The sequence below is a fragment of the Pantoea sp. Tr-811 genome (assembly GCF_011752535.1).
Classification (GTDB): Bacteria; Pseudomonadota; Gammaproteobacteria; order Pseudomonadales; family Pseudomonadaceae; genus Aquipseudomonas.
Genome location: NZ_VWXJ01000006.1, coordinates 63,804 through 75,193 on the forward strand (window position 1 = coordinate 63,804; position 11,390 = coordinate 75,193).

10 protein-coding genes are annotated in these 11,390 nt (G+C 65.7%); 8 read left to right on the forward strand and 2 right to left on the reverse strand.

Annotation, left to right across the window (positions count from 1 at the left end; translation table 11 throughout):
* Window positions 1-91: 91 nt before the first annotated feature.
* Window positions 92-1,099 carry a FecR family protein gene (locus F3J44_RS11115; RefSeq protein ID WP_167272316.1) on the forward strand — a complete coding sequence of 336 codons (1,008 nt, stop codon included), beginning with the start codon at window positions 92-94 and terminating at the stop codon, window positions 1,097-1,099.
* A gap of 3 nt (window positions 1,100-1,102) precedes the next feature.
* Here F3J44_RS11115 and F3J44_RS11120 read toward each other — a convergent pair whose 3' ends face one another.
* Window positions 1,103-2,422, reverse strand: a complete 1,320-nt coding sequence (locus F3J44_RS11120) for a Na+/H+ antiporter family protein (protein ID WP_167272317.1) — start codon at window positions 2,420-2,422, stop codon at window positions 1,103-1,105.
* 359 nt (window positions 2,423-2,781) lie between these two features.
* Here F3J44_RS11120 and F3J44_RS11125 point away from each other — a divergent pair, with 359 nt between their 5' ends.
* From F3J44_RS11125 to F3J44_RS11150, 6 genes are all read left to right on the forward strand, one after another.
* Window positions 2,782-4,926 carry a methyl-accepting chemotaxis protein gene (locus F3J44_RS11125; protein WP_167272319.1) on the forward strand — a complete coding sequence of 715 codons (2,145 nt, stop codon included), beginning with the start codon at window positions 2,782-2,784 and terminating at the stop codon, window positions 4,924-4,926.
* A 93-nt stretch (window positions 4,927-5,019) separates the two neighbouring features.
* Complete coding sequence (locus tag F3J44_RS11130; RefSeq protein WP_167272321.1) at window positions 5,020-6,036, forward strand: ABC transporter substrate-binding protein; 1,017 nt, start codon at window positions 5,020-5,022, stop codon at window positions 6,034-6,036.
* Complete coding sequence (locus F3J44_RS11135) at window positions 6,033-6,881, forward strand: ABC transporter permease subunit (RefSeq protein WP_167272324.1); 849 nt, start codon at window positions 6,033-6,035, stop codon at window positions 6,879-6,881. Before F3J44_RS11130 ends, F3J44_RS11135 begins: the two co-directional genes overlap by 4 nt.
* 249 nt (window positions 6,882-7,130) lie before the next feature.
* Window positions 7,131-7,691, forward strand: coding sequence for an FMN reductase (msuE, locus tag F3J44_RS11140; RefSeq protein WP_167272326.1), 561 nt, complete (start codon window positions 7,131-7,133; stop codon window positions 7,689-7,691).
* A 9-nt stretch (window positions 7,692-7,700) separates the two neighbouring features.
* Complete coding sequence (locus F3J44_RS11145) at window positions 7,701-8,885, forward strand: acyl-CoA dehydrogenase family protein (RefSeq protein ID WP_167272328.1); 1,185 nt, start codon at window positions 7,701-7,703, stop codon at window positions 8,883-8,885.
* A gap of 9 nt (window positions 8,886-8,894) precedes the next feature.
* Complete coding sequence (locus F3J44_RS11150; RefSeq protein WP_167272330.1) at window positions 8,895-9,998, forward strand: sigma-54-dependent Fis family transcriptional regulator; 1,104 nt, start codon at window positions 8,895-8,897, stop codon at window positions 9,996-9,998.
* A gap of 98 nt (window positions 9,999-10,096) precedes the next feature.
* On the opposite strand, the gene F3J44_RS11155 is transcribed toward F3J44_RS11150, so the two are convergent.
* On the reverse strand, window positions 10,097-10,720 hold the full coding sequence (locus tag F3J44_RS11155) for a glutathione S-transferase family protein (RefSeq protein ID WP_167064939.1): 624 nt from the start codon (window positions 10,718-10,720) through the stop codon (window positions 10,097-10,099).
* Window positions 10,721-10,828: 108 nt separating this feature from the next.
* Here F3J44_RS11155 and F3J44_RS11160 point away from each other — a divergent pair, with 108 nt between their 5' ends.
* The gene (locus F3J44_RS11160; RefSeq protein ID WP_167272332.1) at window positions 10,829-11,371 is read left to right on the forward strand and encodes a GNAT family N-acetyltransferase; all 543 of its coding nucleotides are present in this window, start codon (window positions 10,829-10,831) and stop codon (window positions 11,369-11,371) included.
* The last annotated feature ends 19 nt before the right edge of the window (window positions 11,372-11,390 follow it).

An 11,390-nucleotide genomic window follows, 5' to 3' on the forward strand; every position in this document is an offset into this window, starting at 1 on the left:
CGAAAATCACCGATAACTGATAGTCATTCGCCATTACCTCGGTTCTCGGGAGCCCCTTGCGGGGTTAGAATGCGCAAAACCCGGAGCCGCAATGAACCACGACCGCCTCAATCCCAGCCCAGACGATGCCATCACCGACGCCGCCGCGCATTGGTGCATGCGCCTGCACGCCGACGATTGCACCGCGCATGAACGTGAAGCATTCGCCCGCTGGCTGGCGGCCGACCCGCGGCATGCCGGGGAATACCAGGCCATGCTGGAAATCTGGCAAACCGCCGACCTGCTGCCGCGCACGGCCACGGTGATCGAGTTCAATGCCCCGCCCCGCCCGCGCCTGCGCAAACGCAACTGGCGCCCGCTGGCCTCGGCGGCGGCCTTGGCGCTGCTGGCCCTGCCGCTGGCTGGGTGGGTGGGCTGGGACCAAGGCTGGCTGCCCAACCACTACGAGCACTACGCCGCCAGCGACCGCACCCGCACCGTGCAACTGAGCGACGGCAGCACGGTCGAGCTCAACCTCAATACCGAGCTGAGCTATTTCAACTTCAAGGACCAACGCAAGGTCACCCTCAAGCAGGGTGAGGCGTTCTTCAAGGTCACCCACGACAGCAACCACCCGTTCATCGTGCATGCCGGCCATGGCCAGACGCGCGTCACCGGCACCCAGTTCAACGTGTGGAAGTACCAGGACCACGTCAAGGTCACCCTGGTGGAAGGCTCGGTGCTGGTCAGCAGCAACGGCAACGGCGGCGGCTATCGCCTGGGCCCTGGCATGCAGGCCAGCTACCAGGCCGGTGACTTCGAGCCGCAACTGGCGCAAAGCGATGACAGCGGCAACAGCCTGGCCTGGCGCAGCGGCAAGCTGGTGCTCGACAACCTGAGCCTTGAGCAGGCGCTGCCGGTAATCAACCGCTACCTGGCCGCCCCGCTGCTGCTGGCCGATGCCAATACCGGGCGCATCCGCATCAGTGGCATCTACAACACCCGCGAGGTCGCCCGCCTGGTGGACAACCTGCCCAAGGTGCTGCCGGTGTACCTGACCCGCAGCAAGGACGGCAGCACCGTGCTCAACCGCATCTCGCCACCGCCCGACAAGGGCTGAGCCCTACAGCGTCATCGCCGCCAGCCAGCCGAACGCCAGCAGCGGCAGGTTGTAGTGGATGAAGGTGGGCAGCACGGTGTCCCAGATATGGTGGTGCTGGCCGTCCACGTTAAGCCCCGAGGTCGGCCCCAGGGTCGAATCCGACGCTGGCGAACCGGCATCGCCCAAGGCACCTGCAGTGCCGACGATGCACACCGTGGCCAGCGGGTCGAAGCCCAGCTGCACGCACAGCGGCACGAAAATCGCTGCAAGAATCGGCACCGTCGAGAACGACGAACCGATGCCCATGGTCACCAACAAGCCCACCAGCAGCATCAGCAAGGCACCCACGCCCTTGCTGTGGTCGATCCACTGCGCCGCCGCCTCGACCAGGCTGCCGACTTCACCGGTGGCCTTCATCACCTCGGCAAAGCCTGAAGCGGCAATCATGATGAAGCCGATCATGGCCATCATCTTCATGCCTTCGGTGAACAGGTCGTCGGTGTCTCTCCAGCGCACGATGCCCGACAACGAAAAGATCAGGAAGCCCACCATGGCGCCGACGATCATCGAGTCCAGCCACAGCTGGACGATGAACGCCGCGGCAACCGCCAGCCCTGCCACGGCCAGGGTCAGCGGGTTGTACTGCACGCTCACCTGCTCCACTTGTTCGATGCGCGCCAGGTCGTAGTCGCGCTTCTTGCGATAGCTGACGAACACCGCCAGCAGCAGGCCGGCGAACATGCCAGCGGCGGGAATGGCCATGGCCTGGGTGACATTCACCCCGCTCACGTCGACCCCGGCCCGCGCCACGTTGGCCAGGAGAATCTGGTTGAGGAAGATGTTGCCAAAGCCCACCGGCAGAAAGATGTACGGGGTAATCAGGCCGAAGGTGATCACGCAGGCAATCAGCCGGCGGTCGATGCGCAGGCGTGTCAGCACGTACAACAGCGGCGGCACCAGCAGCGGAATGAAGGCGATGTGGATCGGCAGCAGGTTCTGCGAGGACACTGCCACCACCAGCATCAGGCCGATCAACAGCCATTTGACCTTGCCGCCCTCGGCGTGGCCCTGGCGGTCGATCATGCCCAGGGCGCGGTCGGCCAGGGCGTGGGCCATGCCGGACTTGGCAATGGCCACGGCGAACGCCCCGAGCAGGGCATAGGACAACGCCACCGTGGCCCCGCCGCCCAGCCCGCCATTGAATGCCTTGAGCGTCCCTTCGACGCCCAGCCCTCCGACCAGGCCACCGACCAGCGCACCGACGATCAGGGCGATGACCACGTGCACGCGGGACAGGCTGAGGATGAGCATGATGCCGACGGCGGCGATCACTGCGTTCATGGTGTGGGGTTCCCCTGGTGGCAGACAAAAAAGCGCGCACTGTGACGGAGTGGGGGCCGGATGTCAAAAACGCCATATTTCGGCGTGTTTCGCCGGTGAATTATTTTTAATTGAACGTTTGAATAAAGAAAAATGGATTGGGGCCGATAGGGGTGTGGGGTGATGGGGTTCGGCTTGGGGGGTGTGTTGGTTGTGCGATCGAGCGCCGCTGACGCTACGCCTGCACATGGATGTAGGAGCGAGCGCAGCTCGCGATGCGCCGCGCGGGCGGCGCTCGATCGCACGGCCAACCCACCGCCAAAGCCAAACCTCCCAGAGCCCCCCCGAAAAACCCTGCCTACAACAAGGGATCCACCCCCATGCCTTTGCGACAACTTTCCATCCAGTGGAAAATCACCCTGCTCGCTGGTCTATGCCTGGCCAGCATCGTCACCCTGCTCGTCGGCCTTTCGCTGTACCGCATGGACCACAGCTCCGACCTGGTCAAGGCCAGCAGCATGCAGATGCTCAGCCAGGCCGCGCAGGCGCGTATCGAGTCGCAAGGTGAAGTGCAGGCCCTGAACATCCGCCGCCAGTTCATGGACGCCTATCAATACGGCGCCGGGTTCTCCCGCCAGGTGCTGTTCCTGCGCGAACAGGCGCAAAAGCGCTTCCTCGACGCCTTCGACCTGCGCGAAGACCTCACCCGCCAGGTACGCGCCGCCCTGCAGGCCAACCCCGACCTGCTGGGCCTGTCGCTGGTGTTCGAAAACAACGCCCTGGACGGCAAGGACGCCCTGTTCGCCGGCAAGGCGGAACTGGGCAGCAACGAAACCGGGCGCTTCGCCCTGTACTGGTCGCAGCCCCGTGCAGGCCAGCTGACGGCCATGGCCCTGCCCGAGCACGACCTGGCCAACACCGAGATCGGCCCCAGCGGCCAGCCGGCCAACACCTGGTGGGTGTGCCCGCACCAAAGCGGCAAGGTGTGCGTGGTGGAGCCGTACTTCTATGACATCGACGGCCAGCGCGTGCTGATGACCAGCATCGTCTTCCCGCTGAAGGTCGACGGCAAAACCCTCGCCACCCTGTCCATCGACATCAACCTCAACAGCCTGCAGGCCCTGAGCCAGGACGCCAGCCGCAGCCTCTACGAAGGCCGCACCACGGTCGGCATCCTCAGCCCGGCGGGCCTGCTGGCCGGTTACAGCACCGACGCCAGCAAGCTGGCCCAGCGCTTCGACCAGGTTGACCCGGCCAAGGGCGCCGAGCTGGTACGCAAGTTGGCCGATGGCAAACTGAGCATCCTCCACGACCAGGCGCGCCTGAAAGTGCTCGCGGCGTTCCAACCGACCCCGGATGCACAGCCCTGGGGCGTGCTGCTGGATGTGCCGGAAAGCGCCCTGACCGGGCCGGCCGAGGCGTTGAAAAAGGAACTGGACGCACTCAACACCAGCGGCACCCTGCTGGAACTGGGCCTGGGCCTGGCGGCGGCCATCGCCGGCCTGCTGCTGGTGTGGTTGATGGCCCGTGGCGTGACCCGGCCGATCCTTGGCGTGGCGGCGATGCTCAAGGACATCGCCAGCGGCGAAGGCGACCTGACCCGCCGCCTGACCTACCACAAGCGCGACGAACTGGGCGAACTGGCCGGCTGGTTCAACCGTTTCCTCGACAAGCTGCAACCAACCATCGCCGAAGTGAAGCGCTCGGTGCAGGCCGCGCGCGGCACCGCCGACCAGTCCTCGGCCATCGCCAGCGAAACCAGCGCCGGCATGGAGCAGCAGTACCGCCAGGTCGACCAGGTAGCCACCGCATCCCACGAAATGAGCGCCACCGCCCAGGACGTCGCCCGCAGCGCCGCCCAGGCTGCGCAGGCCGCCCGCGATGCCGACCAGGCCACCCGCGAAGGCCTGGCGGTGATCGACCGCACCACCAGCAGCATCGATGCCCTGGCCGCCAACATGAGCCAGGCCATGGCCGAGGTCGAAGGCCTGGCGCAGAACAGCGAGAAGATCGGCTCGGTGCTGGAGGTGATCCGCTCGATCGCCGAGCAAACCAACCTGCTGGCACTCAACGCCGCCATCGAAGCGGCCCGTGCCGGGGAAGCCGGCCGTGGCTTTGCCGTGGTGGCCGATGAAGTACGCAACCTGGCCCAGCGCACCCAGGAGTCGGTGGAAGAAACCCGCCAGGTGATCGAGGCCCTGCAAACCGGCACCCGCGACGTGGTGGGCAGCATGGACCACAGCCACCGCCAGGCCCAGGGCGGCGTCGAGCAGGTAGGCCAGGCAGTGACGGCGCTGCAGCGCATCGGCCAGGCGGTGAGCGTGATCACCGACATGAACCTGCAAATCGCCTCGGCCGCCGAGGAGCAGAGCGCGGTGGCCGAGGAGATCAACAGCAATGTCGCGACCATTCGCGATGTCACCGAATCGCTGTCGGGCCAGGCCAACGAGTCGGCGCGGGTCAGCCAGTCGCTGAACAGCCTGGCCAACCAGCAGCAGGCGCTGATGGACCAGTTCCGCGTGTAGGCGCAGGCCCCGCAACCTGCTGAAAAATAGCCAAAGCCTCGTCGTCTACACTTGCCCGCAACCCTAAAGGCAAGGCAACCGACGAGGCCTCCCATGAAGAAAATCCCTGCGCTGCTGGCCGGCCTGATGCTCACCTTCGGCCTGGCCAGCACCGACAGCGCCGCATCGGCCGAACAACCCACCCCCATCCATTTCGGCGCCATCGGCTGGGAAAGCGGCGCCCTGACCACGGAAATCCTGCGCCTGATCGTCGAGCACGGTTACGGCTACCCCACCGACACCCTCCCCGGCAGCACCGTGAGCATGGAAGTGGCGCTGGCGCGCAACGACCTGCAGGTGATCGCCGAAGAATGGGCCGGGCGCAGCCCCGCCTGGGTCAAGGCCGAGCAGGCCGGCCAGGTGTTCGCCCTGGGCGACACGGTGAAAAATGCCGAGGAAGGCTGGTGGGTGCCCGCCTACGTGATAAAGGGCGACCCGGCCCGGGGCCTCAAGCCGCTGGCCCCTGACCTGCGCAGCGTCGACGACCTGAAACGCTACCCGCAAGTATTCCGCGACCCCGAAGCGCCGGAAAAAGGCCGCTTCCTCAACAGCCCGAGCGGCTGGACCTCCGAAACCGTCAATAGCCAGAAGCTCAAGGCCTATGGCCTGGACACCTTGTACAGCAACTTTCGCAGCGGCTCCGGCGCAGCCCTGGACGCGGAAATCGGCTCGGCCATCCGCCGTGGCCAACCGGTGCTGTTCTACTACTGGAGCCCCACCCCGCTGATTGGCCGCTACGACCTGGTACGCCTGCAGGAACCGGCGTTCAATGCCGCCGCCTGGGCCACCCTGACCGATGCCAAGAACCCCGCCCCGCAGGGCAGCGCATCGCTGCCGGCAAAGCTGTCGATTGGCGTGTCCAAGGCGTTTCGCGACAGCCACCCGGAGCTGGTCGCGGTGTTCGAGAAAGTCGACCTGCCCATCGCCACCTTGAACAAGGCCTTGGCCGACATGAATGAAAAACGCCAGCCACCGGCCGATGCCGCCAAGGCGTTCCTGCGCGCCAACCCCGAGGTGTGGAAAGCCTGGTTGCCCACCGAAGTAGCGGCCAAGGTCGAGGCCAGCCTGTGAGCGCGGGCTTCCCCGATGCCCTGCAACTGTCTTTCGCCGACACCATCAACCGCCTGGTCGACTGGCTGGTCGTGCGCTACGGCGACCAGTTGCGAGCGGTTTCCGAGCAGTTGCTGCAATTGCTGGTGGGCCTGGAGAACCTGCTGCGCCTGATGCCCTGGTGGCTGTTGCTGGCGTTGGTCGGCCTGCTGGCCTGGCACGCCAGCCGGCGCCTGCTGCGCAGCGCCGTGCTGGTGGCGCTGCTGGCCTTCATCGGCATGCTCGGGCTGTGGGACAAGCTGCTGCAGACCCTGGCCCTGGTGCTGGTCAGTACCGGCCTGTGCGTGTTGATTGGCGTGCCGCTGGGCATTCTCCTGGCCACCCGCCCGCTGGCCCGGCGCCTGCTGATGCCGGTGCTGGACGTGATGCAGACCCTGCCCGCCTTCGTTTACCTGATTCCGGTGCTGATGCTGTTCGGCCTGGGCAAGGTGCCGGCAGTGTTCGCCACCTTGATCTACGCCCTGCCGCCGCTGGTGCGCCTGACCGAACTGGGCCTGAGCCAGATCGACCCGTCGCTGCTCCAGGCCGCCCACGGCCTGGGCGCCAGCCGCTGGCAGCGGTTGCGGCGGGTCGCCTTGCCGCTGGCACTGCCCAGCATCATGGCCGGGCTCAACCAGTCGGTGATGATGGCCCTGTCGATGGTGGTGGTGGCCTCGATGATCGGCGCCCGCGGGCTGGGCGAGGATGTGCTGGCCGGTATCCAGACGCTCAACGTTGGCCAGGGGGTGGAGGCAGGGCTTGCCATCGTCGCGTTGGCCATGGTGATCGACCGCATCAGCCAGGCCTACGGCCGTACAAAGAAATAGAGTATAACAATATGAATTCTTATTCTTTTTCCATGCTACCCAGGATCCGCTATAACGCTCCTCACTGTACAGCCGCCAACACCGGGCCAACTGTCTGCAGCGCAACAGCCGATCAACAACCGGCGCCTACAGGGCAACACCGGCCGCGCCAATGAATGGCGCAACCTGTTGATCCAACGGATATTTTCAATTCGGCACGACGATTGCTCAAGCAAAGTCCCCCGCTCACCCCGAACCGGAGACCTGCCCATGAGCACCCCCTTGAACGTTGTCGCCCTGTCTGGTGGCACCACCCGCCCTTCGCGCACCCTGACCTTGATCGAAGCGATTCTCGCCGAGCTGGGCGAGCACCTGAATATCAAACCGCACCTGATCGAACTGGGTGACATCGCCCGGCCACTGGGCGCGGCGCTGTGGCGCAGCGAGCTGCCCGATACGGTGGAGCAACAGCTGCGCCTGGTGGAAAAGGCCGACCTGCTGGTGATCGCCACCCCCGTTTACCGCGGCAGTTTCCCTGGCCACTTCAAGCACCTGTTCGACCTGATCGGCCAGGACGCGCTGGTCGATACCCCGGTACTGTTGGCCGCCACCGGTGGCAGCGAACGCCATGCCCTGGTGCTGGACCACCAGCTGCGCCCGCTGTTCAGCTTCCTGCAGGCCCTGACCCTGCCGATCGGCGTTTACGCAAGCCAGGCGGAGCTGGCCGATTACCGGGTTTCCAGCGAGGCCCTGCACGCCCGTATTCGCCTGGCCGCCGAGCGCGCCGTGCCCCTGTTCGGCGCCCACCACGCCCTGCGTCAAAGCGCCTGAGGAGCGGCCATGAATGCACCTGTGAACGCGGCTCGCCCGGCCCTGGCGGTGGCCCGCGAGCTGGCCGCGCAGTTCGCCCAAACTGCCGTGGAGCGTGACGAACGCGGCGGCACGCCCAAGGCCGAGCGCGATGCGCTGCGCGACAGCGGCCTGCTGTCGCTGGTGATTCCCCAGGCATTTGGCGGCCAGGGGGCGAACTGGCACGACACCTTCGAGGTGGTGCGCGAGTTCGCCCGGGTCGACAGCGCCGTTGCCCACGTGTTCGGCTTCCACCACCTGATGCTGGCCACCGTGCGCCTGTTCGCCCGCCCCGACCAATGGCAGCCGTGGTTCGAACAGACCGCGCGCAAGCAGTGGTTCTGGGGCAACGCCCTCAACCCGCTGGACACCCGCACACGGGTCAAGCACTTCGACGGCTGGTGCGAGTTTTCCGGTAAGAAAAGCTTCTGCTCCGGCGCCAGCGATTCGGAAATGCTGATCGCCTCGGCGCTGGACGAACGCGCCGGCGGCAAGCTGCTGATTGCCGCGATTCCCAGCGGGCGCACCGGCATTACCCTGCACAAGGACTGGAACAACATCGGCCAGCGTCAGACCGACAGTGGCAGCGCCACCTTCGAACGGGTGCGGGTCGAGCACAGTGAGCTGCTGCTCGACCCCGGCCCCCTGAGCACGCCGTTCGCCGCCCTGCGCCCACTGATCGCCCAACTGCACTTCGCCAACCTGTTCCTGGGTATCGCCGAAGGCGCCTTCGACGAAGCGCGCCAGTACACCCTCAAGGAAAGCCGGCCCTGGTTCCGCTCACCCGCCGCCAGCTCCGCCGAAGACCCTTACGTGCTGCGCCACTACGGTGAATTCTGGGTGGGCCTGGAGAGCGTGCGCCTGCTGATCGAGCGCGCTGCCCGCCAGCTCGACAGTGCCTGGGCCAAGGAACAGGCGCTGGGCGCCGAGGAACGCGGCGAGCTGGCCTTGGCCATCGGCACGGCCAAGGTTGCGGCGACCCGCCACGGCCTGGACATCTGCAACCGCCTGTTCGAGGTGACCGGCGCCCGCGCCACCCATGCCTCGCTGCGCTTCGACCGGCACTGGCGCAACTTGCGCACGCAAACCCTGCACGACCCGGTGGATTACCGTATCCACGAACTCGGCGAGTGGGCCCTTGGCGGCAAGCGCCCTGCCCCGTCTTTCTATTCCTGAGGATCGCCCATGCAACTGCTGACCCTCCCCCCGTCCCCCTCACTGGCGACCTCGATCCGGGCGACCGCACAGGTGTTCGAAGACCCCCGGTCCCAGGCACTGCTCGCCCACCTGCAACAGGTCGCCCCCAGCGAGGCCAGCGTGCTGATCATTGGCGAAACCGGCACGGGCAAGGAGCTGGTCGCACGCCATATCCACAACCTCAGCGGCCGGCGCAACGGCCCGTTCATTGCGGTGAACTGCGGCGCGTTCTCCGAATCCTTGGTCGAGGCCGAGCTGTTCGGCCATGAAAAAGGCGCCTTCACCGGCGCCCTGGCGGCCAAGGCCGGCTGGTTCGAGGAGGCTCATGGCGGCACGCTGTTTCTTGACGAGATCGGCGACTTGCCGTTGCCGATCCAGGTCAAGCTGCTGCGTGTGCTGCAGGAGCGCGAGGTGGTGCGCCTGGGTTCGCGCAAGAGCATCCCGATCAATGTGCGGGTGCTGGCGGCCACCAACGTGCAACTGGAGAAAGCCATCAATGCCGGGCATTTTCGCGAAGACCTGTACTACCGGCTGAATGTGGTGACGCTGCAGCTGCACCCGTTGCGTGACCGGCCGGGGGACATCCTGCCGCTGGCCCGGCATTTCATTCGCAGCTACAGCGAACGGCTGGGCTACGGGCCGGTGGAGCTCAGCACCAGCGCCCAGGCCAAGCTGGTGGAATACGGCTGGCCCGGTAACATCCGCGAACTGGAGAACGTGATTCACCACAGCCTGTTGACCTGCGGCGACGGGTGGGTGCAGGCGCAGGACTTGCGCTTGTCCAACCTGCGCCTGGAACGCCAGGAGCAAGCGCCGTTGGGGGGTGGGGTGGAGGATCTGCTGCAGCAGGCGTTCAGCCGCTTGTACGAGGAACAGCCAGGGGACTTGTACGAGAAGGTCGAAAACGCCCTGTTGCGTTCGGCGTATCATTTTTGCCATTACAACCAGGTGCACACTGCGCAATTGCTGGGGTTGTCGCGCAATGTCACGCGCACACGGCTGATTGCCATTGGCGAGCTGGTGGTGAACAAGCGCCGGTGCCAGGCGCATGAGCAGCCGCTGGATAGCCGGGTGATGCGCCTGTCCATTTGATGCTGCCTGTGCCGGCCCTTCGCGAGCTTTGCTCGCTCCTACGGGAATTGCACATCCCCCGTAGGAGCGAGCAAAGCTCGCGAAGGGCCGGTAGGGGCTCAAGCAGATCGAGGCATCAGGTCATAGGGATGCTTCCACCCCGGCACCGCCTGCAGCCGCTGCTTCCACGCCTCGATATGGCTGAACTCGGTGAGCACGATCCCGGTGTCCTCCGGCATGAACACATACCCCGCCAACGACAGGTCAGCGATGGTCAGCCGCTCACCGACCATGAACGGCGTCTTGGCCAGGTGCGCGTCGACGATCCGATAGGCCGCGGTGGCGCGTTCGCGCAAGAAGCCCGTCACCTCCGTCTCCCCGGTTTTCTTCAGGCACAGCAAAAAGCGCAGCGCTGCGTAGTAGCTGGTGAACTTGTGGTTGTCGAACAGAATCCAGCGCCAGACTTCACGCTTTTCCTCTTCGCTGCGGGGGCCGAACTGGCCGGTTCGCTGGGCCAGGTAGCCAAGGATCAAGGCCGACTGGGTGATGGTCTGCCCGGCGTGCTCCAATACCGGCACCTCGCCCTGCTCGTTGACCTCGTCGCGCCACTGCGGGTCGCGGGTTTGGCCGTTGAAGAAGTCGACGAACACCGGCTGCCAGTCCTGGCCAGTCAGTTCGAGCATCAGCGCCGCCTTGTAGGCGTTACCGGATTCTGCGAAGCAATGCAGCTTGTAGTCGGGCATGGTAGACCTTCAGTTTCCTTTGAATGATCGGGCACCCACGCAGGGGCTAACACAGACTACACAAAAGTATGCTTATATGCGTCGATCAACCCGCCAGGAAGGCCTGCAATGCCCTACCCCACACTGCCCCGCACCCTGTCTACTGCGCGTACCTTGCTGGTTCGCCCTGCGCCGGCGTTCGCCCAGCAACTGCAACAGGCCTTGCTCGACAGCTATGCCCTGCACCAACCGTTCCTGGCCTGGGCCAAGCCCGACTGGACCCTGGACGAGGTGCGCGAAACCCTGCAACTGAGCGCCGAGGAATTTCTCGACCCGGCCAAGGAAAAACGCTATTTCGTACTCGCCCCCAGCACTGGGGAGGTGGTCGGTTGCATTGGCCTGCGCCCAGGCAATGGCGAGTACGAAGTGGGCTATTGGGCAAACCAGGCCAGCAGCGGCCAGGGCCTGATGCGCGAAGCGCTGACCTGCCTGCTCGACGCCGTCGAGGCGCCGGTATGGCTGACCACCGACATCGACAACCTGGCCAGCCAGCGCCTGGCCGAACGGGCGGGGTTCGTGGCCGCGGGTAGCCAGCTTACCGAGCAGGACCCCAGCACGCCGCGGCCGCTGTATCGGCGCGTGCCCGCCGAGCCTGGGCACGCGCATACCTGATATTTCTGCCAGTTGTCCG